This is a genomic window from Streptomyces sp. NPDC050508 (assembly GCF_040655155.1).
GTDB lineage: Bacteria > Actinomycetota > Actinomycetes > Streptomycetales > Streptomycetaceae > Streptomyces.
Window position 1 is genome coordinate 671,049 of record NZ_JBFAJJ010000002.1, and the last position, 22,351, is coordinate 693,399.

The window sequence follows — 22,351 nt, forward strand, 5'->3', positions numbered from 1 at the left end:
CCCCTGATGCGGATGTGACGTGTGAGGCGATCCCGAAGGACGCCCGACGGACTCCCGACAGGCACCCGACGGACTCCCGGAGGCCGCTCGCGTGGACGGGATCTGTACGCGCCGGCGTCGAATCCTCATAAGGTGAGCAGTATTGGTAGCCGGTGGTGCCGGTGGTGGTCACAAGGAGGACTGCGGTGAGCGAGACGAGCCCCAAGCTGCGCGCCGAGCTGGCGGGTATCCCCACCTACAAGCCGGGCAAGCCCGCCGCGGCCGACGGTCCGGTGGCCTACAAGCTGTCCTCCAACGAGAACCCGTACCCCCCGCTCCCCGGCGTGATGGAGAGCGTCACCGCGGCGGCCCTGAACTTCAACCGGTACCCCGACATGGCGTGCACCGGCCTGATGAACGAGCTGGCGGAACGGTTCGGCGTCCCGGTCTCCCACCTGGCCACCGGCACCGGTTCGGTCGGTGTCGCCCAGCAGCTGATCCAGGCGACCAGCGGTCCCGGCGACGAGGTCATCTACGCCTGGCGCTCCTTCGAGGCGTACCCGATCATCACGCGGATCAGCGGCGCCACGGCCGTGCAGGTGCCGCTGACCCCGGGCGACGTGCACGACCTGGACGCGATGGCGGACGCCATCACCGACCGGACCCGGCTGATCTTCGTCTGCAACCCCAACAACCCGACGGGCACGGTCGTACGGCGGGCCGAGCTGGAGCGCTTCCTGGACCGGGTGCCCGGCGATGTGCTCGTCGTACTGGACGAGGCGTACCGGGAGTTCATCCGGGACCTGGAGGTGCCGGACGGCGTTCAGCTCTACCGCGACCGGCCGAACGTCTGCGTCCTGCGGACCTTCTCCAAGGCGTACGGCCTCGCCGGGCTGCGGGTCGGTTTCGCGATCGCCCACGAGCCGGTGGCGGCGGCGCTGCGCAAGACGGCCGTTCCCTTCGGGGTGAGCCAGCTCGCGCAGGACGCGGCCATCGCCTCGCTGCGCGCGGAGGACGAACTGCTCGGCCGCGTCGGCTCGTTGGTGTCCGAGCGCACCCGCGTGGTCGACACACTGCGCGCCCAGGGCTGGACGGTCCCGGAGACCCAGGCCAACTTCGTGTGGCTACGGCTGGGGGAGCGCACGTCGGACTTCGCGGCGGCCTGCGACCAGGCGGGCGTGGTGGTGCGGCCGTTCGCGGGCGAGGGCGTGCGGGTCACGGTCGGGGAGACCGAAGGCAACGACATCTTCCTGAAGGTGGCCGAGGGCTTCCGCAAGGAGCTGTGAACGACAAGGAGTTGTGAACGACTGTCGCGAGTCTGCGGGGCGTCTTGGTTCCACGTGAAACCGAGGCGCCCCGCACCATAGGCCGACCGGCTCTGTCCGATGTGACGTACGGGACCTCCTTAGGGACCCCCCGCCCATCACGCATCGAACGGCCATGCGTCATAATTCCTTGTGAATGTGAACGCGTTCACAAGCGTGTCCTGCTTGTCCAGTGATGCGTGTGACATAAGGGGCAAACTGCCGCTGTGACCACGGCGACATAAGGAGACTGACGACGTGGATTTGGCTCTGGCGCCGGAGACACTGGCGCGATGGCAGTTCGGCATCACCACCGTCTACCACTTCCTGTTCGTCCCCCTGACGATCTCGCTCGCCGCTCTCACGGCCGGGCTGCAGACCGCGTGGGTGCGCACGGAGAAGGAGAAGTACCTCAGGGCCACCAAGTTCTGGGGCAAGCTCTTCCTGATCAACATCGCCATGGGTGTCGTCACGGGCATCGTCCAGGAGTTCCAGTTCGGCATGAACTGGTCCGCCTACTCGCGGTTCGTCGGCGACATCTTCGGTGCCCCGCTCGCCTTCGAGGCGCTGATCGCGTTCTTCTTCGAGTCCACCTTCATCGGGCTGTGGATCTTCGGCTGGGACAAGCTGCCCAAGCGGATCCACCTGGCCTGCATCTGGATGGTCTCGATCGGCACGATCCTGTCGGCGTACTTCATCCTCGCGGCCAACTCGTGGATGCAGCACCCCGTCGGCTATCGGATCAACAAGGCGAAGGGCCGTGCCGAACTCACCGACTTCTGGCACGTGTTGACCCAGAACACCGCGCTCGCGCAGGCGTTCCACACGCTCTCCGCGTCCTTCCTGACCGGCGGCGCGTTCATGGTCGGTATCGCGGCCTTCCACCTGTTCCGCAAGAAGCACATCGCCGTGATGAAGAGCTCGCTGCGGCTGGGCCTGATCACCGTCGCCATCGCCGGCCTGCTCACCGCCGTCAGCGGTGACACCCTCGGCAAGGTCATGTTCAAGCAGCAGCCGATGAAGATGGCCGCCGCCGAGGCCCTGTGGGACGGTCAGAACTCCGCGCCGTTCTCGATCTTCGCCTACGGCGACGTCAGCAAGGGCCACAACTCCGTCGAGCTGTCGATCCCCGGGATACTGTCCTTCCTCGCCGACGACGACTTCAGCTCCTACGTCCCCGGCATCAACGACACCAACAAGGCCGAGCAGGCCAAGTACGGTCCCGGCGACTACCGGCCCATCATCCCCGTCACCTTCTGGGCGTTCCGCTGGATGATCGGCTTCGGCATGGCATCCTTCGCCATCGGCGTGGCCGGACTCTGGCTGACCCGCAAGAAGTTCATGCTGCCCCAGCATCTGCGGGTCGGTGAGGACGAGGTGCCGAACGTGGTCCTCTTCAAGAAGAAGGCCCTCGGCCCGAAACTCACCAAGCTCTACTGGCTGGTCTCGATCTGGACCCTCGGCTTCCCCCTCATCGCCAACTCCTGGGGCTGGATCTTCACCGAGATGGGCCGCCAGCCCTGGGTCGTCTACGGCCTCTTCCAGACCCGCGACGCGGTCTCCCCCAGCGTCTCCCAGGGCGAGGTCCTCACCTCGATGATCGTCTTCACCTCGCTCTACGCGATCCTCGCCGTCATCGAGGTCAAGCTGCTCGCGAAGTACGTCAAGGCCGGCCCGCCCGAACTCACCGAGGCCGACCTCAACCCGCCCACGAAGATCGGCGGCGACTCCCGTGACGCCGACAAGCCGATGGCCTTCTCCTACTAGGCCGAGGGAGCTGCACAGTCATGGAACTGCACGACGTCTGGTTCGTCCTCATCGCCGTCCTGTGGACCGGCTACTTCTTCCTGGAGGGCTTCGACTTCGGGGTCGGCATCCTCACCAAGCTGCTCGCCCGGGACCGCACCGAGAAGCGGGTGCTGATCAACACGATCGGCCCGGTCTGGGACGGCAACGAGGTCTGGCTGCTCACCGCCGGCGGCGCGACCTTCGCTGCCTTCCCCGAGTGGTACGCCACCCTCTTCTCCGGCTTCTACCTCGCCCTGCTGATCATCCTGGTCTGCCTGATCGTCCGGGGCGTCGCCTTCGAGTACCGGGCGAAGCGGCCCGAGGAGAACTGGCAGCGCAACTGGGAGACGGCGATCTTCTGGACCTCACTGCTCCCCGCGTTCCTGTGGGGTGTGGCCTTCGGCAACATCGTGCGGGGCGTGAAGATCGACAAGAACTTCGAGTACGTGGGCACCTTCTGGGACCTGCTCAACCCGTACGCGATCCTCGGCGGCCTGGTCACGCTGACGCTCTTCACCTTCCATGGGGCGGTGTTCACGGCCCTCAAGACCGTCGGGGACATCCGGGTGCGGGCGCGGAAGCTGGCCCTGCAAGTCGGCCTCGTCACCGCTCTGTTGGCGCTGGCCTTCCTGATCTGGACCCAGGTCGACAGCGGTGACGGCAAGAGCCTGGTGGCGCTGATCGTGGCCGTCGTCGCGCTGGTCGCGGCACTGGGGGCCATCCAACTCGGGCGTGAGGGCTGGTCGTTCGCGTTCTCCGGCCTCACCATCGTGGCGGCCGTCGCGATGCTCTTCCTGTCGCTCTTCCCGAACGTCATGCCGTCCTCGCTCAACCCGGACTGGAACCTCACGGTCACCAACGCCTCGTCGAGCCCGTACACCCTGAAGATCATGACCTGGTGCGCGGGGATCGCCACGCCGATCGTGCTGCTCTACCAGAGCTGGACGTACTGGGTGTTCCGCAAGCGGATCGGCACGCAGCACATCGCAGAGGCAGCGCACTGAGTCCGAGTGTCGAGTCCGAGCACTGAGTCCGGCTTGGGGCATGTTTCACGTGAAACATGCCCGGTTGGGACCTCCTGAGAAGAGGGTGTGTTTCACGTGAAACCGATCGACCCACGTCTGCTCCGCTACGCCCGCGCCACCCGCCTCTTCCTGATGGCGGTCGTCGGTCTGGGTGCCGTCGGTGCGGTGCTGGTCATCGCTCAGGCGATGCTCATCGCCGAGGTCGTGGTCGGTGCCTTCCAGCACCGGATGTCCGTCGGTGAACTCGACACTCCCCTGCTGCTGTTGGCGGCGGTCGCCGTCGGCCGTGCCCTGATCTCCTGGCTCACCGAACTCGCCGCCCACCGCGCCAGCGCCGCCGTGAAGTCGGAGCTGCGGGGGCGGCTGCTGGAGCGTTCCGTGGAGCTGGGCCCCGGCTGGCTGAGTGGGCAGCGGACCGGTTCGCTGGTCGCCCTCGCCACCCGGGGCGTCGACGCCCTCGACGACTACTTCTCGCGCTATCTCCCGCAGTTGGGGCTCGCGGTGGTCGTCCCAGTGGCGGTGCTGGCGCGGATCGTCACCGAGGACTGGGTGTCGGCGGCGATCATCGTCGGCACGCTGCCGCTCATCCCGCTCTTCATGGTGATGATCGGCTGGGCCACGCAGTCCCGGATGGACCGTCAGTGGCAGTTGCTCTCCCGGCTCTCCGGGCACTTCCTGGACGTGGTCGCGGGGTTGCCGACCCTGAAGGTGTTCGGTCGGGCCAAGGCGCAGGCCGACTCGATCCGGCGCATCACCGGCGAGTACCGGCAGGCGACCATGCGGACCCTGCGCATCGCCTTCGTCTCCTCCTTCGCCCTGGAACTGCTCGCCACGCTCTCCGTGGCCCTGGTCGCCGTGACGATCGGCATGCGGCTCGTCCACGGAGACATGGACCTCTACGTCGGTCTCGTCGTCCTCGTCCTGGCGCCCGAGGCGTACTTGCCGCTGCGTCAGGTGGGTGCGCAGTACCACGCGGCGGCGGAGGGTCTCGCGGCGGCCGAGGAGATCTTCTCGGTACTGGAGACACCGGTACCGGCCTCGGGCACCACTGAAGTGCCGTCGGACGCCCTGACCTTCGAGGGCGTGACGGTCCGGTACCCCGGGCGGTCCGTGTACGCCGTGTCGGACGCGTCCTTCGCCGTGGACCCTGGCGAGACGGTCGCCCTCGTCGGCCCGAGCGGCTCGGGCAAGTCCACTTTGCTGAACGCCCTGTTGGGATTCGTGCGGCCCGCCGAGGGCCGGGTGCGCGTCGGGGGAGTCGATCTCACCGACGTCGACCTGGAGCAGTGGCGGTCGAGGATCGCCTGGGTGCCGCAACGCCCGCAGTTGTACGCCGGGACGATCGCCGAGAACGTACGGCTCGCCCGACCCGACGCCGACGACACGGCCGTACGGCGGGCGTTGGCCGATGCGGGCGCCCTGGACTTCGTGGACGCGTTGCCCGAGGGCATCGGGAGTGTGCTCGGTGAGGACGGGGCCGGGCTGTCGGCCGGGCAGCGGCAGCGGCTCGCGCTTGCCCGTGCCTTCCTCGCCGACCGGCCCGTCCTGCTCCTCGACGAGCCGACGGCCGCGCTGGACGGAGCGACCGAGGCCGAAGTGGTCGAGGCGGTGCGGCGGTTGGCGGTCGGACGGACGGTGCTGCTCGTGGTGCACCGGCCGGCCCTGCTGGCGGTGGCGGACCGGGTGGTGCGGGTGACGGAGGGCGAGGCCGCGGTTCGCGCGGAGATCGTGCCGGCGGCCACCGATACGAACCCGGGCTCGTCGGAGACAGTGGTGACTCCCGTAGCCCTCGACGAGCCCGAGACGCGGCTCGCGGTGCACGCGGGTGGTGTCCTCGCCCGGGTCCGTGCCATGTCCGGTGCCCGGCGAGGGCGTCTTGCCCTCGCGCTGCTGCTCGGAAGTCTCGCGCTCGGCAGTGCTGTTGGGCTCATGGGTACCTCGGGGTGGTTGATCTCGCGGGCCTCGCAGCAGCCGCCCGTGCTGTACCTGATGGTGGCCGTGACGGCGACCCGGACCTTCGGCATCGGGCGGGCCGTGTTCCGGTACGCGGAGCGGCTCGTGTCGCATGACGCGGTGCTGCGGATGCTGGCCGACACCCGGGTCGCCGTCTACCGGCGCCTTGAGCGGCTGGCGCCCGCCGGACTGCGCGACACCCGGCGCGGCGATCTGCTGTCCCGGCTCGTCGCCGACGTGGACGCGCTCCAGGACTACTGGCTGCGCTGGCTGCTGCCCGCCGGAGTCGCGGTCGCCGTCTCCGCCGCGACGGTCGGTTTCACGGCATGGCTGCTGCCCGAGGCCGGTGCCGTGCTCACGGTCGGTCTCCTCGCGGCCGGCGTCGGCGTCCCGCTCGTGACCGGTGCCGTGGCCCGGCGCGCCGAACGGCGACTGGCCCCCGCCCGCGGGGTACTCGCCACCCGAGTGACCGAACTGCTCACCGGCACCGCGGAGTTGACGGTCGCCGGTGCGCTGCCCGCCCGCACGGCAGAGGCCCAGCGGGCCGACAGCACACTCACCCGGATCGCCTCCCGAGCCGCCACCGCCACCGCCCTCGGCGACGGCTTCACCGCGCTGATCTCCGGCCTGACCGTCGCCGCCACCGCACTCGTTGCCGCCCAGGCCGTCGCCGCGGGACGGCTCAGCGGTGTCCTGACGGCCGTCGTCGTCCTCACCCCGCTCGCCGCCTTCGAGGCCGTCCTCGGACTGCCCCTTGCTGTGCAGTACCGCCAGCGGGTCCGTAAGAGCGCCGAGCGCGTGTACGAGGTCCTGGACGCCCCCGAGCCCGTACGGGAACCGGAGCGACCCCGCCAGGCACCCGCGACACCCTTCCCCCTCGTCGTGCAGGGACTGGCCGCCCGGCACACCGGACAGGACCGGGACGCGCTCGCCGGGCTCGACCTGACGCTGGAGAAGGGGCGCCGGGTCGCCGTGGTCGGCACCTCCGGGTCCGGCAAGACGACGCTGGCGCAGGTGCTGCTGCGCTTCCTCGATGCCGACGCCGGTTCGTACACGCTGGCCGGAGTGGACGCGTACGCCCTGGACGGCGACGACGTACGGCGGCTCGTCGGGCTGTGTGCGCAGGACGCGCACCTCTTCGACAGCTCGGTGCGCGAGAACCTGCTCCTCGCGAAGAAGGACGCGACCGAGGACGAACTGCGGGCCGCGCTGGAGCGTGCCCGGCTGCTCGACTGGGCCGACGGGCTGCCCGACGGCCTCGACACACTCGTCGGTGAGTACGGCGCGCGGCTGTCCGGCGGGCAGCGGCAGCGGCTGGCGCTCGCCCGCGCGCTGCTCGCCGACTTCCCGGTTCTCGTGCTCGACGAACCCGCCGAACACCTGGACCTGGCGACCGCCGACGCGCTCACCGCCGACCTGCTGGCCGCCACGGAAGGCCGTACGACACTGCTCATCACGCACCGGCTGGCGGGCCTGGAGGACGTGGACGAGGTGATCGTGCTGGACGAGGGGCGCGTGGTGCAGCGGGGGCCGTACGCCGGACTGGCCTCGGTGGCGGGGCCGTTGCGGGGGATGGCGGAGCGGGAGGCGGAGTCGGAACTGCTCGTGGCGGCCGGATAGGGAGGCTTGCGGCCGACTCGTTCGACTTTCGGTAACAAATGGGACTAATTAGGCTCGGGGTATGTCAGCAGCCCCGCGCCCCGGTCCCCCGCCGCACTCCCCGGGACGCTCGGCCGAACCGGCCGTACGGGTGCCGCAGTTGCTGGAGGCGATGCGGTCCGTGGGGAGCGGGCTCGAACTGCACTCCACGCTGGAGCGGATCTGCGAGGCGGCGGCCACCCTGACGGACGCCCGGTACGCGGGGATCGGCGTCATCGACGAGGACGGCAACGCGCTCGCCGACTTCGTCTTCCACGGGGTCGACGCGGGTACCGCGCGGCGCATCGGGCGGTTTCCCGACGGGCACAAGGGGCTGCTCGGCGCGCTCATCCGGGAGTCGGAGCCGGTGCGGTTGGCGGATGTGACCGAGGATCCGCGGTCCTGGGGTTTCCCCGAGCACCATCCGCGGATGCGTGGCTTTCTCGGAGTTCCCATTCGCGTCTCGGGGGAGGTCTTCGGCAACCTCTATCTGGGCGAGAAGCGCGACGGGGACCCCTTCAACGACTACGACGTCAACATGGTCCGGGTGCTGGCGACCGAGGCCGGTATCGCCATCGGCAACGCCCGGTTGTACGAGGCCGCCAAGCAGCGCGAGCGGTGGATCGACGGCTCGGTGGCCGTCACGACAGCCCTGTTGTCCGGCGGAGACGCCGAGGAGGCGCTGCAGGTCGTCGCGGAACGGGCCCGCCGGCTCTCCGGTTCGGCCGCCGGGATCGTCCTGCTGCCCACCGACCAGGGCGGCATGGAGATCGTCGCCGTGGCCTCGGAACAGCCGTCGGACCAACTCGGCAGGGCCGTCCCGCCGGAGAGCGAGATCGTCGCCCAACTCCTCGACGGACAGCCGGTGTTCGTGGCGGACGCGGCCACCGATCCCCGTATGCTCAGCGCCCTCGCGCGCGGGTACGGACCGATCATGGCGCTGCCCCTGCAGAGCGGAGGACGCGTCCTGGGGGCCCTGGTCACGCCCCGCGCGCAGGGCGAGCGGCCGTTCACGGAGGCCGAGCGCACCCTCGCGATCCAGTTCGCCTCGCAGGCCGCGCTCGCGCTGATGATGGCCGAGGCGCAGCGCGACCGGGAGCGGCTCGCGGTGTACGAGGACCGCGACCGGATCGCCCGCGACCTCCACGACCTGGTCATCCAGCGGTTGTTCGCCACCGGGATGATGCTGGAGAGCGCCCAGCGCGGGTCGCTCGTCCCCGAGGTGCGGCACGGTGTGGGCAACGCGGTCGACGAACTGGACATCACCATCCAGGAGATCCGCACCGCGATCTTCGCGCTCCAGCAGGGTCCGACCGAGGCGCCCTCCGGGCTGCGCACGCGGGTGCTGCGGGAGATCAACATGGCGGCCGTGCCGCTCGGTTTCAAGCCCGCGCACCGTTTCGTCGGCGCGGTCGACACGGCGGTCGGCGACCTCACCGGCAAGAACCTCATCGCGGCCCTGCGCGAGGCCCTCTCCAACGCGTTCCGGCATGCGGAGGCCGCCCGGATCGAGGTCGTCGTGGACGCGACGGTGATGCTGCCGGACGGCCGGCCGGGTGTACGGCTCACCGTCGCGGACGACGGAGTCGGCATCCCCGCGGGCGGCCGACGCAGCGGCCTGAAGAACCTCAAGCGCCGGGCCGAATCCCTGGGCGGCGACAGCTGGTACGGGCCGGGCATCGGCGAGGACGGCGGCGGTACGACGGTGGTGTGGCAGGCGCCCCACTGAGCCCTGTGGAGGCCTTGCCTGCTGTGCCTTCCGCTGAGCCGTTCGCAGCAACGCGTCCCCCATGCGTACGACTTGAACAGGGCCCCTGTCCACCGCTCGGGTCACGATCGCTGACATGGGCTCATCTCGCCGTCATCCGCTGCTCGTTCCGGTGCTGCTGTGTGCGCTCGCCGTGCTGGCGGCCAGGCCCGGCGACGACGACACCCATGCCTCCTCCGGTGCCGGCGCGGAGGTGGCGCGGCTGTACCAGGACGCGGCCGTCGCGGCGCAGCGGTACGAGGCGGGCCGGCAGCAGGCCGACGCGCAACGGGCCCGCGCCCAGCAGGTAGAGGGGCAACTGGACCGTGAACGGCGGGAAATCGCACGGCTGCACGAGGACCTGGGCCGGATCGCCCGCGCCCAGTACCGCAGCGGCGGCGGTATCCCGATGGCGGCCCGGATCATCCTCGCGGACAGCCCCGAGGACCTGATGCGCGATCAGCACGTCTTCTCCCAGGCGGACCTGGCCGTCGGCAACGCGATCGGCAGGAGCCACCGGGCCGAGGTACGGCTCGCCGCCGACGAGGCGAAGGCCACGTGGGCGTGGCGGACACTGGAGAAACGGAACGCCGAACTCGCCGACCTGAAACAGGGCATCCAGCGGAAACTCGACGAGGCGCGCGGCCAGTTGCAGGGCCAGGCGGACGCCTCGGTCGCGGCGGGCAGTTGCCGGGGCGCCGTCCGCCTCGACCAGCCGCCGACCCAGGTCACCGCCCCGTGGGTCGCGCCGGTGGAGAACGTCGAGCTGTCCGCCGGATTCGGCAGCGGCGGTTCCCGCTGGGCGAACCGGCACACCGGCCAGGACTTCGCGGTGCCCATCGGCACGCCGGTCCGGGCGGCCGGAGCGGGCCGGGTGGTGCGGGTGTCGTGCGGAGGAGCCTTCGGCATCGAGATCGTGATCGAGCACCCGGGCGGCTACTACACGCAGTACGCCCACCGCGCCGCCGTCACTGTCGACCAGGGGGACCGCGTGACCACCGGCCAGTGGATCGCCCAGTCCGGCACGACCGGCAACTCCACCGGCCCACACCTGCACTTCGAGGCGCGGGTCACCCCGGACATGGGATCGGCGGTCGATCCGGTGCCCTGGCTGGCACAGCGAGGAGTCCCGCTCGACTGAGGGCACTCGTCGTGTAAGGGGCGTGCTCCAGGACGACGCCCGTTACTACCCGGCCGTCGTTACCGCCGCTCCGCCAGCATCCGCTCGATCACGACGGCCACGCCGTCCTCGTTGTTGTCGACGGTCCGCCCCGAGGCCGCGGCGAGCACGTCGGGGTGCGCGTTGCCCATCGCGTACGACTGCCCTGCCCAGGTGAGCATCTCGACGTCGTTCGGCATGTCACCGAAGGCGACGACCTCCTCGGGCGCGATACCCCGCTCGGCGCAGCACAGGGCGAGGGTGCTGGCCTTGGAGACGCCGGGCCCGCTGATCTCCAGCAGGGCGCTGGGGCTGGAGCGGGTGACGTTCGCCCGGTCGCCCAGGGCGAGGCGGGCGCTGGTCAGGAAGGCGTCCGGGTCGAGCTCGGGGTGGTACGCGAGGATCTTCAGCACCGGTTCATCGGCCCCCGGGGCGTCCGGCGCCAGGAGCTTCTCGGCGGGCGCGAGGTTGTCCGGGATCTCCATGTGCAGCTTCGGATACGCCGGCTCCTGGTAGAAGCCGTAGGTCTGCTCGATCGCGTACACCGTCCCGGGCGCCGCCTCGCGCACCAGCCGTACGGCGTCGAGGGCGTTCTCCCGGGCCAGCTCGCGGACCTTCACGAAGCGGTGGGCGCCGGGGCCGCCGTGCAGGTCGACCACGGCGGCGCCGTTGCCGCAGATCGCCAGACCGTGGCCGTGGACGTGGTCGCTGACCACGTCCATCCAGCGGGCCGGGCGGCCGGTGACGAAGAAGACCTCGATACCTGCCTCCTCGGCTGCCGCCAGGGCCGCCACCGTGCGGGGGGACACCGACTTGTCGTCGCGCAGCAGAGTGCCGTCCAGGTCGGTGGCGATCAGCCGTGGCGGGACGGCGGAGGCCGGGGTCTCGGGCTGTCGAGTCGCTGAGGTCACCGGGCCATTCTCCCGCATATGCCCGCACGGCCGTGCGGGAGTGCGCACAGGTGAGTGGTTACCGCCCCTATCAGGGCCGTTGCACTCCCGGTCCAGGCGAGCCGGGGCTCCGACTCAGCGGAGCTGCGTCGGAGCCTCCATGGCGATCTGCTCGAAGATCTTCTCGTCGGCGGCGAAGTCGGAGTCCGGGATGGGCCAGTGGATCACGATGTCGGTGAAGCCCACTTCCTGGTGCCGGCCCGCGAAGTCGACGAAGGCGCCGAGGGACTCCAGCGGACGGCCGCGGTCCGGGGTGAAACCGGTGAGCAGGATCTTGTCGATCCCAGCCGCGTCCCGGCCGATCGCCGCACAGGCGTCGCCCAGCTTCTCGACCTGCCCACGAATGGCGTGAACCGACTGCTCAGGGGTGCCGTTCTCGAACAGCTTGGGGTCGCCGGTGGTCACCCAGGCCTGTCCGTACCGGGCGGCGAGCCGCAGCCCGCGCGGACCGGTGGCCGCCACCGCGAAGGGCAGCCGGGGCCGCTGCACACAGCCCGGGATGTTGCGCGCCTCGTGCGCCGAGTAGAAGTCGCCCTTGTACGACACCGAGTCCTCGGTGAGCAGCCGGTCCAGCAGCGGAACGAACTCTCCGAACCGGTCGGCCCGCTCACGCGGGGTCCATGGTTCCTGCCCGAGCGCGGTGGCGTCGAAGCCGGTGCCGCCCGCGCCGATGCCGAGGGTGACACGGCCGTCGGAGACGTCGTCGAGGGAGATGAGGTCCTTGGCGAGGGTCACCGGGTGCCGGAAATTCGGCGAGGTGACGAGGGTGCCCAGACGCATCCGATCGGTGACGGCAGCGGCGGCGGTCAGCGTCGGGACGGCACCAAACCACGGGCCGTCCCGGAAGGTGCGCCAGGACAGATGGTCGTAGGTGTACGCCGTGTGGAAGCCGAGCTGCTCCGCGCGCTGCCAGGCTTCGCGGCTCCCCTCGTTCCAGCGGCGGTACGGGAGGATCACGGTGCTCAGACGCAGACTCATGATTCCCAGGCTATGTCGCCGCCCGTGTTTCACGTGAAACCGTCACTGTATGCGGCTGTTGAGCCACGGCGTGAGGACGATCATCGAGATCCACTCCTTGTGCGCGCGGTCGCCGGGCAGCGGGACGACCAGGTTGCATCCGGGTGGGAAACGGCGGGCCTTGACGTAGGCGAAGCCGTCGAAGACGGAGCGGAGGAAGGCGGGGACGTCGTCGCGGGCGATGTCGGGGCAGTCGATGCCCTCGACCGTGATCAGCGCGTCGTCATCGGGATAGAGCCGCACGCTCACCCGCGGCAGTCCGCCGAACTCGATGAAGGCCTCGTGCGGGAGTGAACCGTCCGGGTCGGTGGTGACGCCGAAGCCCGCGGAGGTGCGGCGTGAGGTCTGGTCGGCGCCGATGGCATGGGTGACCTCGATCTCACGCGCGTACTCGGCCGCGATGGCGCGGAGGGCGGTGACGGCGGCCTCGGTGGTGGGGAAGTGGTCCATACCACTGATGATGGCGGGGGTGGTGCGGTCGAGGCCATACCGGGGGCGGTACTCCTCGGGGCGTGCGAGGTCAGTGGGGCGCGGGGAACCGCAGGTAACGCACGGGTACCGCCTCCGTGAGCCACACCCCGTTCTCGCTGATCCGGAAGACGTGGCCGTCCTGCTGCATGGCGTCGGCGTCCACGGAGAGCACGACCGGCCGTCCGCGACGGGCGCCCACGCGGGTCGCGGTCTCACGGTCGGCGGAGAGGTGCACGGCGTGGCGGTTCATGGGCTTGAGCCCCTCGGCCCGGATCGCGTCCAGGTTGCGTGCCACCGTGCCGTGGAACAGGTACGGCGGCGGGGTGGCCGGCGGCAGTCCGAGATCTACCTCGATGCTGTGGCCCTGACTGGCGCGGATACGGGTGCCCTCGATCGCGAAGCGGCGCTTGTCGTTCGTGGCCACCACGTGGTCGAGCTCTTCGCGGTTGAACCGGAACCCGTGTGCGGCACAGGCGGCGATCAGCGTGTCGATCTCGACCCAGCCGGCCTCGTCGAGGGTGAGCCCGATCCGCTCGGGCTGGTGGCGCAGATGCTTGGAGAGGTACTTCGACACCTTCACGGTGCGTCTTTCATCCATCCACTCAGCATGACGCGCGAGACGTGGATCACGCATTTAATTTTGCGGCCGATGTTTGATCCACAACCAACTGTAGTTATCCACAGGGGAATTGGCGTTTCTGTGGATAACTCCCTGTCATGTCACACCTGTTCGTCAAGATCAGCTGGGGGCCCATCACTTGGCATGAGCGCATCCAACGCCCTTGCCCGCAGCTCCCGTTCAGCCGCCAGCGCGATGAACTCGGCCGCCCTAGCAGGCCCAACCAACCCCTCCACACCCCGCATTGTCGTCTCGGGAACGGCCACGGAACGTGACGAAGACACCGGCTGCGAAGGATCGGCCGTCCCGAGGTGCTGACGCAGCGAACGGTTGGCGAACAGGCGCATCGCGCGCGCGAGTTCGGCGTCCACGGTCTGCTGGGCGAGCGGGCGCAGCCGTCGTACGAGTGAGGCCGCTTCGGTCGCGTCCGCGTCCGTCGGGCGGTGCGGGCCGTCGAGGTAGCGGGCGAAGACGTGCTCGGTGGTGAACTCCAGGAAACGGGAGGCGATGTGCTCGACCTGGACCCTCAACTCCCGCAGATGGGACGAGATCGCGGACAGCGGGACCCCGGAGGCGTACAACTCGACGGCCACCGCCAGCTCTTGAGGGCTCGGCACGAGGAAGGTGTCGGCGTCTCCGGGGACCGGCTCCAGCACGCCGAGCTCGACGGCCTCGGCGACGGCCGCGTCGTCCGGGCCGCCGCCGAACCGCTGCTCCAGTTCGGCGCGCGAGATCCGGGCCGCCTCCTCGTCGGTCCACGGTCCGTCGACCTCGGCGACCAGCCCGAGCACCCCGCCCAGGCCCCGGCCCGCGTCCCAGGCCTCCAGGAGTTCCTTGATGGAGGCCAGGGTGTAGCCGCGGTCGAGCAGGTCCGCGATCTGGCGGAGACGGGCGAGATGCACGTCCGCGTACACGTTGGCCCGGCCGCGGCGCTCGGGGCGGGGGAGCAGGCCGCGGTCCTGGTAGGCGCGGATGGTGCGGACGGTGGCCCCGCTGAGATGCGCGAGGTCCTCGATCCGGTAGCTGGTCCCACCGGACCCGGTCCCGGAGCTCACGCAGCACCCGCCCGCGCCGCCGGTGACCGTCTCAGGTACTCCACCGCACGGCTCAGTGATCCCTCTCGCGACGGATGGTAGGAGCGCCGCAGATAGCGCGGGACGGCCGCGCCGAGGGACTGCCAGGTGGGCAACAGGCCTTTGCGTACGGCCTTGTTGTGCTCGGCGAGCGAGTAGCGGACGCGCCCGGCGAGTTGGGGGTCGTGGAGTATTTGTTGGGCGGCGCCCCCGCGTCTACAGGTGTAGCTCCGGTGACGCGGGGACCGCCCTGCCCGTGAACCGCCGGGCGTGCGGGGGCAATTCATTGCCCTGCTGGGGCCTCCTGGCCCATGAACCGTTCCTTGGCGGTGGCAGACGCGAGTCTGGTCTCCGGCGCACTCCGAACGGTCTTGAGTGCGCTGGTCGCCCGCTTTCGCAGCCGCGCAGCGACACGGATCCTGTCCGTGGTCCGCTTTCGACCGGGCGGGGTCCCTTACAACCGGGTTTGCTGCACACGGCCAGTAGCGCTTGGGAAGCCCTGAACCATCACTCTGGTGGGAGAGGGGCCCGAACGCCGGCGTCGTGTTCGGCCGATCCGATCGCATGAGCGACGCTAGCTGAACGTGACCCCCGCCCTGCAAGCCGACTATCCGATGTTCACTCCAACGTGGCAATGGCTGCGTTGGTGTTGACGGCAGGCCCTCCTTGAAGACCTTCACGAACCACCGCTCCCCCGCCGGCAGCAGCAGATGCAGCACGTTGATGACATGGGTGGCGGTCGGCTCGTCGGGAATCCAGTGCAGGGGTGTGTGCGACCAGTCGAAGGAGACCCGGCGCGGGACGATCGCGTGGTGCTCGCTCGCGGAGGTCACAGCGGCGGCTCCAGGCGGGCCATCGCCCGCAACGCGCGCGGGGCGAACCGGGACATCAGATGGGCGCCGCGTGCCTCCGGGGTGACCGGTACGACGGCCTCGTTGCGTACGACCGCCCGCACGATCGCGTCGGCGACCTTCTCCGGCGGGTAGTTCCGCAGCCCGTACAGCCGCGCCGACCTCTTCTGGCGCCGTTTCTCCTCGTCGGCGTCGACCCCGGCGAAGTGCGCGGTCGAGGTGATGTTGGTGTTGACGAGGCCCGGGCAGATCGCCGAGACGCCGATCCCGTGCCCGGACAGCTCCGCGCGCAGGCACTCGCTGAGCATCAGCACGGCCGCCTTGGACGTGCTGTAGGCGGGCAGCACCTTGGAGGGCTGGAACGCCGCCGCCGAGGCCGTGTTGACGATGTGGCCGCCCTGGCCGCGCTCGGCCATCTGTTTCCCGAAGAGGCGGCAGCCGTGGATCACGCCCCACAGGTTGACGTCCAGGACCTTCTTCCAGTCCTCCGGGGTGGTGTCGAAGAAGGAACCGGAGAGTCCGATTCCGGCGTTGTTCACCAGGACGTCCACCACGCCGTACTCGGTGGCGACCTTCTGGGCGAGCTTCTCCATGGCCTGCCCGTCGGAGACGTCGACGGTCTCCGCCCAGGCCTCGGGGGCGCCGATCAGCCGGGCCAGCTCGGCGGTGCGGGCCGCGCTCTCCGCGTCCCGGTCGACGGCCACCACGCGTGCGCCGGACTCGGCGAACGCGAACGCCGTGGCCCGCCCGATGCCGCTGCCCGCGCCCGTGACCAGCACGAGCTGCCCGCCGAACCGCTCGGCGTACTTGCCGGTCGCCGGCGTCGACCTGGGTCGCTCGCCCTCATGGGTGGTCACGAACTCCGTGATCCAGGACGCCAGTTGATCGGGGCGTGTGCGCGGGATCCAGTGCTTGGCGGGCAGCGTGTGGCGCACTGCCCCCGGCGCCCACAGCTCCAGTTCGTCGTAGAGCCGCTCCGACAGGAACGCGTCCCCCAGGGGCGTGACGAGCTGCACGGGCGCGTGCGCGTACGCGTCGGGGCGTGGCCTGCGCAGCCGGGCCCGGATGTTGTCCCGGTACAGCCAGGCGCCGTGGGCCGCGTCCTGGGGCAGTGACGAGGTCGGGTAGTCGCCGCTCGGGACCTTCTCGACGCGTTCCAGGATCTTCGGCCACCGCTTGCCGAGGGGGCCGCGCCAGGCGAGTTCGGGCAGCACGGGCGTGTGCAGCAGGTACACGTACCAGGACTTGGCGCCCTGGCCCAGGAGTTGACCGACACGGCGCGGGGTGGGCCGGGTCAGGCGCTTGTTGATCCAGTGGCCGAAGTGGTCGAGGGACGGCCCGGACATCGACGTGAAGGAGGCGATACGGCCCACCGTGCGCTCGACGGTGACGAACTCCCAGGACTGCACCGAGCCCCAGTCGTGCCCCACCAGGTGCACCGGCCGGTCCGGGCTGACCGCGTCCGCGACCGCCAGGAAGTCGTCCGTGAGCTTCTCCAGGGTGAACCCGCCCCGCAACGGCTGCGGGGCGGTGGACCGGCCGTGGCCCCGGACGTCGTAGAGGACGACATGGAAGCGGTCGGCGAGGCGGCCGGCCACCTCCGACCAGACCTCCTTGCTGTCGGGATAGCCGTGCACCAGGACGACCGTGGGGCGCGAAGGGTCCCCCAACTCGGCCACGCACAGCTCGACTCCGCCGGTCCGCACCCAGCGCTCCCGCGCACCCTCAAGCGTCACTTGTCCTCCGCCCAGCGCCGCACGTGCGGCAGATCGTCGTCCAGCCAGAAGGCGCTCTGTTCGGGGTCCTTGGAGTCCGTGACGACCAGGATCTCCTCGAACTTGGCGCCCGTGCCCCGGAATCCGAGATGTGGTTCGACCGCCCACAGGCCCGGGTGCGGCGGGTGGTCGGAGAAGCGGTACGGCGACCAGAGCGGGGACCAGCCGTCGCGGTGGCCGTGCAGCGCGTCGCCGGCGAGACTCTTCAGGGACTGGGTGCCGAACCCGAACAGTCGTGGGGACCAAGGGCGTTCGGCGACCCGGTCGACCTTGTGCGCGATCACGCCGAAGGGATACGCGCGATGCCGGTTGGCGTACCCCTGGTGGACCATGAGGCGGTCCACGTCCTCGTAGATCTCGCGCAGCGGGCGCCGCTCGCGCACCTCACGGAGGAGCAGCTCGCGATGCGCCTCCAGGTCGGCCATCAGCCGGTCCTGCACCGGGTTGTCGCCCAGGGAGCCCGAATATCCGATGTCGGCCGTGAAGCCCTTGTACACCGGGGCCATGTCCAGGATGAACGGCATCCCCGGCTCAAGGCGGCGGCCGGTCGGGAAGAACTGCAGCGGCACCCGGAAGTTCGTGAACGCCGTGCGGTCGCCGAACCAGGCGAAGGGCAGATGGAACCAGTCCCGTACTCCCCGCGCGCGGAGCCACGACCGCTGCATCCGCGCCGCGTCGCGCTCTGTCACCCCGGGCTCCAGCCGGGCCGCGACGGCCTCGGCGCAATCGTACGCCAGCCGCTGGACCTCCCTGAACCCCCGCAGTTCCGCGGAGAGTTCGCGTGTCACCGCCGTAGTCATGCCACCGCCCCACCTGTCCACACCGACTGCGGTACGTGCTCGCAACTTGACACTGGTGAATGTGACAGTTGTTAGAGGCTGCGTCAATAGCCTTGATCTCTACCTGTGGATAAGTGCGCGGGCCGGTCGCGTAGCTCTCAAGTAGGGGCATCCCCTACGGACCCGTACGCCTGGAGTCTGACGCGAGGACAGCTCTGCGGGGTGACGACCGGAGTGGCCCGGGTCACTACCTTCGAAGACGTGACTGTGATCGCGACCGAAAGCCTGAGCAAGCGGTTCCCACGGGTGACCGCGCTTGACCGGCTCTCCGTGGACGTCGGCCCCGGTGTGACGGGGCTCGTCGGTGCCAACGGAGCCGGCAAGTCGACCTTGATCAAGATCCTGCTGGGTCTGTCCCCCGCCTCCGAGGGCCGAGCCGAAGTGCTCGGACTCGATGTCGCCACCAAGGGTGCCGACATCCGTGAGCGCGTCGGGTACATGCCGGAGCACGACTGTCTGCCGCCCGACGTCTCGGCCACCGAGTTCGTCGTCCACATGGCGCGCATGTCCGGACTGCCGCCCACCGCGGCACGCGAGCGCACCGCGGACACGCTGCGCCATGTCGGCCTGTACGAGGAGCGCTACCGCCCCATCGGCGGCTACTCGACGGGCATGAAGCAGCGCGTCAAGCTCGCGCAGGCCCTCGTCCACGACCCGCAGCTGGTCTTCCTGGACGAGCCGACCAACGGCCTCGACCCGGTCGGCCGCGACGAGATGCTCGGCCTCATCCGCCGCATCTACACGGACTTCGGCATCTCGGTGCTGGTGACCTCGCACCTGCTGGGCGAACTGGAGCGCACCTGCGACCACGTCATCGTGGTCGACGGCGGCAAGCTCCTGCGCTCCAGCTCCACCACGGACTTCACCCAGACCACGACCACCCTGGCGATCGAGGTCACCGACACCGACGACCACCCGGACGGCACCCGCGCGGTGCGCGACGCGCTCCACGCGCGCGGGATGGACACCCACGACAGCAGCGGCCTGCCGGGCGCGGGCCACGTCCTCCTCCTCACGGCCACGGGCGACGAGACGTACGACCTGGTCCGGGACGTGATCGCGGACCTCGGCCTCGGACTGGTGCGCATGGAGCAGCGCAGGCACCACATCGCCGAGGTCTTCACCGACACCGGTACCGACAGCGACGCAGAGCGGAAGGAGGCCGTAGGCCATGGCAATTGACCAGCCCCTGGTCCCCCAGCCGGGCGACCAGACCCGTATCCACAACATCGGCTACCGCAACTACAACGGCCCCCGCCTGGGCCGCGCCTACGCCCGCCGCTCGCTCTACTCGCAGTCCCTGCGCGGCTCCTACGGCCTCGGCCGCTCGGTGAAGTCCAAGGTGCTGCCGATGCTGCTGTTCGTGGTCATGTGCGTGCCCGCGGCCATCATGGTGGCCGTCGCGGTCGCCACGAAGGCGCACGACCTGCCGGTGTCCTACACCCGCTACGCGATCATCATGCAGGCCGTCATCAGCCTGTACGTCGCCTCGCAGGCACCCCAGTCCGTCTCGCGCGACCTGCGCTTCAAGACCGTACCGCTGTACTTCTCACGGCCGATCGAGACCGCCGACTACGTGAGGGCCAAGTTCGCGGCCCTGGCCTCGGCCATGTTCATCCTGACCGCGGCCCCCCTGATCGTGCTCTACGTAGGCGCCCTGCTCGCCAAGCTGGACTTCGCCGACCAGACCAAGGGCTTCGCCCAGGGACTCGTCTCCGTGACCCTCCTCTCCCTGCTCTTCGCCGGCATCGGCCTGGTCATCGCCGCGGTCACCCCGCGCCGCGGCTTCGGCATCGCGGCCGTCATCGCCGTACTGACCATCTCCTACGGCGCGGTCTCCACCCTCCAGGCCATCGCCGACGCGCAGGACGCCACGAGCGCGATCCCCTGGATCGGCCTCTTCTCGCCCGTCACGCTCATCGACGGTCTGCAGTCGGCGTTCCTGGGCGCGACGTCGGCGTTCCCCGGAGGCGTCGGCCCCACCCACGGAGAAGGCGTCGTCTACGTCCTCGCCGTCCTGGGCCTCATCGCCGCTACCTACGGCCTCCTGATCCGCCGCTACCGGAAGGTGGGCCTGTGACCACGCTCTCCATCGACCACGTCTCCCGCTGGTTCGGCAACGTGGTCGCCGTCAACGACATCACGATGAACGTCGGCCCCGGCGTCACCGGACTCCTCGGCCCCAACGGCGCCGGAAAGTCCACCCTCATCAACATGATGGGCGGCTTCCTCGCCCCCTCCACCGGCACCGTCACCCTCGACGGCCAGCAGGTGTGGCGCAACGAGCAGATCTACAAGCACATCGGCATCGTCCCCGAGCGCGAGGGGATGTACGACTTCCTCACCGGACGCGAATTCGTCGTCGCCAACGCCGAGTTGCACGGCCTCGGCGCCAAGGCGGCCCAAAAAGCCCTGGCCACGGTCGAGATGGAGTACGCGCAGGACCGCAAGATCTCCACGTACTCCAAGGGCATGCGCCAGCGCGTGAAGATGGCCAGCGCCCTGGTCCACGACCCGTCGCTGCTCCTGCTCGACGAGCCCTTCAACGGCATGGACCCGCGCCAGCGCATGCAACTCATGGACCTGCTGCGGCGGATGGGCGACGAGGGCCGCACGGTGCTGTTCTCGTCCCACATCCTCGAAGAGGTCGAGCAACTCGCCTGGCACATCGAGGTGGTGGTGGCCGGACGGCACGCGGCCAGCGGCGACTTCCGCAAGATCCGCCGCCTGATGACCGACCGCCCGCACCGCTACCTGGTCCGCTCCAGCGACGACCGCGCCCTCGCGGCCGCACTGATCGCCGACCCGTCGACGTCCGGCATCGAGGTCGACCTGGCCGAGGGCGCGCTGCGCATCCAGGCCGTGGACTTCGCCCGGTTCACGGTCCTGCTGCCCCGGGTGGCCAAGGACCACGGCATCCGGCTGCTCACGGTCTCGCCCTCCGACGAGTCACTTGAGTCCGTCTTCTCGTATCTCGTCGCGGCGTAGGAGGCCAAGAGATGTACGACCCCACAGTCGCCCGACTCACCTACCGGGCCCTGCTCGGCCGGCGCCGGGCCCTCATCCTGGGCGCCCTGCCCTTCCTGCTGATCGCGATCTCCGTGGTGGTGCGGGGCCTCGCCGGCGCCGACGACCAGACCGCGGTGGACGTCCTGGGCGGGCTCGGCCTCGCCACGATGGTGCCGATCATCGGCGTCATCGCGGGCACCGGCGCGATCGGACCGGAGATCGACGACGGCTCCGTGGTGTACCTGCTGTCCAAGCCGCTCAAGCGGCCCACGATCATCTTCACCAAGCTGATCGTGGCGGTCGGCGTCACCATGGTGTTCTCGGCGGTCCCCATGCTGATCGCCGGCCTCATCCTGAACGGCAACGGCCAGCAGATCGCCGTCGCCTACACGGTGGCCGCCCTGGTCGCCTCCATCGCCTACGCGGCACTCTTCCTGCTGCTCGGCACGGTCTCCCGGCACGCGGTGGTCTTCGGACTCGTCTACGCCCTCGTCTGGGAAGCCCTGTTCGGCTCCCTGGTCGCAGGCGCCCGCACGCTGAGCGTCCAGCAATGGTCCCTGGCCGTCGCCCACAAGGTGGCCGGCGGAGACCTGGTGACCTCGGACGTCGGACTGACCACGGCGACGGTGTTCCTGGTCGGGGTCACCATCGGAGCCACCTGGTACGCCGGACAGAAGCTGCGCTCGCTGAAGCTCGCCGGCGAGGAATGACAGGTCCTGATCTTGACGGGGGCTTCATCTCTGTCCGGGCACACTGGGCAAACGGGGACGCACGGCTAGGAGGAACGGGGATGGCCGGAGAGGCAGCGTACGGCGGCGGTCAGGCCGAGTCGGGGGACGGCTGGGACAAGTTGGTCCTGGACGACGACTTCATACGGTCCGCCGAGACGGCCGAGCCGTCCGCCCGCGCCCGGATGCTCGCGGCGCGCTGGCGCAACGAATCGCCCGAGCCACAGCCCTGGCGCTCGGACGAGCCGCCGGCGGGGTGGTTCTTCAGCAAGGCACGCAGGCGCAGGTGGCGCCGGCGTTAGCCGTCACGCGGCTGCCCTTTTATTCGGTGGCGTCCAACTCGGCGTACAGGCACAGTTGTTCTGTCGACGCCGGATCAGCCGGCGCCACTGACTGGGAGAGGAGCTGGACGATGTCGATGCACGA

The 22,351-nt window shown here is 69.9% G+C and carries 19 protein-coding genes; 11 read left to right on the forward strand and 8 right to left on the reverse strand.

All coding sequences use genetic code 11. From position 1 onward, the window contains the following. Window positions 1–185: 185 nt before the first annotated feature. From hisC to AB0I69_RS08285, 6 genes are all read left to right on the forward strand, one after another. Window positions 186–1,265 carry a histidinol-phosphate transaminase gene (gene hisC / locus AB0I69_RS08260; protein ID WP_363094755.1) on the forward strand — a complete coding sequence of 360 codons (1,080 nt, stop codon included), beginning with the start codon at window positions 186–188 and terminating at the stop codon, window positions 1,263–1,265. A gap of 276 nt (window positions 1,266–1,541) precedes the next feature. Next, complete coding sequence (locus AB0I69_RS08265) at window positions 1,542–3,050, forward strand: cytochrome ubiquinol oxidase subunit I (RefSeq protein WP_363094756.1); 1,509 nt, start codon at window positions 1,542–1,544, stop codon at window positions 3,048–3,050. 20 nt (window positions 3,051–3,070) lie between these two features. Then, on the forward strand, window positions 3,071–4,075 hold the full coding sequence (cydB, locus tag AB0I69_RS08270) for a cytochrome d ubiquinol oxidase subunit II (RefSeq protein WP_363094757.1): 1,005 nt from the start codon (window positions 3,071–3,073) through the stop codon (window positions 4,073–4,075). Window positions 4,076–4,171: 96 nt separating this feature from the next. Continuing rightward, window positions 4,172–7,669: a thiol reductant ABC exporter subunit CydD gene (gene cydD / locus AB0I69_RS08275; protein WP_363094758.1), complete on the forward strand. Its 3,498-nt coding sequence runs from the start codon at window positions 4,172–4,174 to the stop codon at window positions 7,667–7,669. A 61-nt stretch (window positions 7,670–7,730) separates the two neighbouring features. Further along, a complete protein-coding gene (locus AB0I69_RS08280) occupies window positions 7,731–9,416 on the forward strand; it encodes a GAF domain-containing protein (protein WP_363094759.1) in 1,686 nt (561 codons plus the stop codon). Between the two features lie 115 nt (window positions 9,417–9,531). Next, on the forward strand, window positions 9,532–10,575 hold the full coding sequence (locus AB0I69_RS08285) for a M23 family metallopeptidase (RefSeq protein ID WP_363094760.1): 1,044 nt from the start codon (window positions 9,532–9,534) through the stop codon (window positions 10,573–10,575). A 59-nt stretch (window positions 10,576–10,634) separates the two neighbouring features. Here the strand turns inward: AB0I69_RS08285 and AB0I69_RS08290 are convergent, their stop codons facing one another. The 8 genes from AB0I69_RS08290 to AB0I69_RS08325 all read right to left on the reverse strand — a co-directional run bounded on the left by AB0I69_RS08290 (window position 10,635) and on the right by AB0I69_RS08325 (window position 18,149). After that, the gene (locus tag AB0I69_RS08290) at window positions 10,635–11,522 is read right to left on the reverse strand and encodes a Cof-type HAD-IIB family hydrolase (RefSeq protein WP_363094761.1); all 888 of its coding nucleotides are present in this window, start codon (window positions 11,520–11,522) and stop codon (window positions 10,635–10,637) included. Between the two features lie 96 nt (window positions 11,523–11,618). After that, the gene (locus tag AB0I69_RS08295; RefSeq protein ID WP_363094762.1) at window positions 11,619–12,521 is read right to left on the reverse strand and encodes an LLM class flavin-dependent oxidoreductase; all 903 of its coding nucleotides are present in this window, start codon (window positions 12,519–12,521) and stop codon (window positions 11,619–11,621) included. 42 nt (window positions 12,522–12,563) lie between these two features. Beyond that, window positions 12,564–13,010 (reverse strand): hypothetical protein, encoded by a 447-nt coding sequence (locus AB0I69_RS08300; RefSeq protein ID WP_363094764.1) that lies wholly within the window; start codon window positions 13,008–13,010, stop codon window positions 12,564–12,566. Between the two features lie 70 nt (window positions 13,011–13,080). Then, the gene (locus AB0I69_RS08305; protein ID WP_363094765.1) at window positions 13,081–13,629 is read right to left on the reverse strand and encodes an RNA 2'-phosphotransferase; all 549 of its coding nucleotides are present in this window, start codon (window positions 13,627–13,629) and stop codon (window positions 13,081–13,083) included. Window positions 13,630–13,751: 122 nt separating this feature from the next. After that, a complete protein-coding gene (locus tag AB0I69_RS08310; protein ID WP_363094766.1) occupies window positions 13,752–14,705 on the reverse strand; it encodes a MerR family transcriptional regulator in 954 nt (317 codons plus the stop codon). Next, window positions 14,702–15,556 carry a metal-dependent hydrolase gene (locus tag AB0I69_RS08315; protein ID WP_363094767.1) on the reverse strand — a complete coding sequence of 285 codons (855 nt, stop codon included), beginning with the start codon at window positions 15,554–15,556 and terminating at the stop codon, window positions 14,702–14,704. Before AB0I69_RS08315 ends, AB0I69_RS08310 begins: the two co-directional genes overlap by 4 nt. Then, window positions 15,553–17,310 (reverse strand): SDR family oxidoreductase, encoded by a 1,758-nt coding sequence (locus AB0I69_RS08320; protein WP_363094768.1) that lies wholly within the window; start codon window positions 17,308–17,310, stop codon window positions 15,553–15,555. Before AB0I69_RS08320 ends, AB0I69_RS08315 begins: the two co-directional genes overlap by 4 nt. Further along, the gene (locus AB0I69_RS08325; protein WP_363094769.1) at window positions 17,307–18,149 is read right to left on the reverse strand and encodes a M24 family metallopeptidase; all 843 of its coding nucleotides are present in this window, start codon (window positions 18,147–18,149) and stop codon (window positions 17,307–17,309) included. The genes AB0I69_RS08320 and AB0I69_RS08325 overlap by 4 nt, the downstream gene beginning before the upstream one ends. 246 nt (window positions 18,150–18,395) lie before the next feature. Between AB0I69_RS08325 and AB0I69_RS08330 the strand changes: the two genes are divergently transcribed. The 5 genes from AB0I69_RS08330 (at window position 18,396) to AB0I69_RS08350 (ending at window position 22,227) form a co-directional block, all read left to right on the forward strand. Then, window positions 18,396–19,370 carry an ABC transporter ATP-binding protein gene (locus tag AB0I69_RS08330; protein ID WP_363095034.1) on the forward strand — a complete coding sequence of 325 codons (975 nt, stop codon included), beginning with the start codon at window positions 18,396–18,398 and terminating at the stop codon, window positions 19,368–19,370. Continuing rightward, window positions 19,360–20,268 (forward strand): ABC transporter permease, encoded by a 909-nt coding sequence (locus AB0I69_RS08335; RefSeq protein WP_363094770.1) that lies wholly within the window; start codon window positions 19,360–19,362, stop codon window positions 20,266–20,268. Before AB0I69_RS08330 ends, AB0I69_RS08335 begins: the two co-directional genes overlap by 11 nt. Continuing rightward, a complete protein-coding gene (locus tag AB0I69_RS08340; protein WP_363094771.1) occupies window positions 20,265–21,176 on the forward strand; it encodes an ABC transporter ATP-binding protein in 912 nt (303 codons plus the stop codon). Before AB0I69_RS08335 ends, AB0I69_RS08340 begins: the two co-directional genes overlap by 4 nt. A gap of 11 nt (window positions 21,177–21,187) precedes the next feature. After that, a complete protein-coding gene (locus tag AB0I69_RS08345) occupies window positions 21,188–21,907 on the forward strand; it encodes an ABC transporter permease (RefSeq protein WP_363094772.1) in 720 nt (239 codons plus the stop codon). Between the two features lie 80 nt (window positions 21,908–21,987). Next, window positions 21,988–22,227, forward strand: a complete 240-nt coding sequence (locus tag AB0I69_RS08350; RefSeq protein WP_363094773.1) for a hypothetical protein — start codon at window positions 21,988–21,990, stop codon at window positions 22,225–22,227. Window positions 22,228–22,351: the final 124 nt, after the last annotated feature.

Bases quoted from the DNA above. Each gene is read 5' to 3' on its own strand.
- AB0I69_RS08325 (WP_363094769.1), bottom strand. From the start codon at position 18,149: ATGACTACGGCGGTGACACGCGAACTCTCCGCGGAACTGCGGGGGTTC.
- AB0I69_RS08335 (WP_363094770.1), top strand. From the start codon at position 19,360: ATGGCAATTGACCAGCCCCTGGTCCCCCAGCCGGGCGACCAGACCCGT.
- AB0I69_RS08295 (WP_363094762.1), bottom strand. From the start codon at position 12,521: ATGAGTCTGCGTCTGAGCACCGTGATCCTCCCGTACCGCCGCTGGAAC.
- AB0I69_RS08290 (WP_363094761.1), bottom strand. From the start codon at position 11,522: ATGCGGGAGAATGGCCCGGTGACCTCAGCGACTCGACAGCCCGAGACC.
- cydB (WP_363094757.1), top strand. From the start codon at position 3,071: ATGGAACTGCACGACGTCTGGTTCGTCCTCATCGCCGTCCTGTGGACC.
- AB0I69_RS08280 (WP_363094759.1), top strand. From the start codon at position 7,731: ATGTCAGCAGCCCCGCGCCCCGGTCCCCCGCCGCACTCCCCGGGACGC.
- AB0I69_RS08350 (WP_363094773.1), top strand. From the start codon at position 21,988: ATGGCCGGAGAGGCAGCGTACGGCGGCGGTCAGGCCGAGTCGGGGGAC.
- AB0I69_RS08345 (WP_363094772.1), top strand. From the start codon at position 21,188: ATGTACGACCCCACAGTCGCCCGACTCACCTACCGGGCCCTGCTCGGC.
- AB0I69_RS08300 (WP_363094764.1), bottom strand. From the start codon at position 13,010: ATGGACCACTTCCCCACCACCGAGGCCGCCGTCACCGCCCTCCGCGCC.
- AB0I69_RS08285 (WP_363094760.1), top strand. From the start codon at position 9,532: ATGGGCTCATCTCGCCGTCATCCGCTGCTCGTTCCGGTGCTGCTGTGT.
- AB0I69_RS08305 (WP_363094765.1), bottom strand. From the start codon at position 13,629: ATGGATGAAAGACGCACCGTGAAGGTGTCGAAGTACCTCTCCAAGCAT.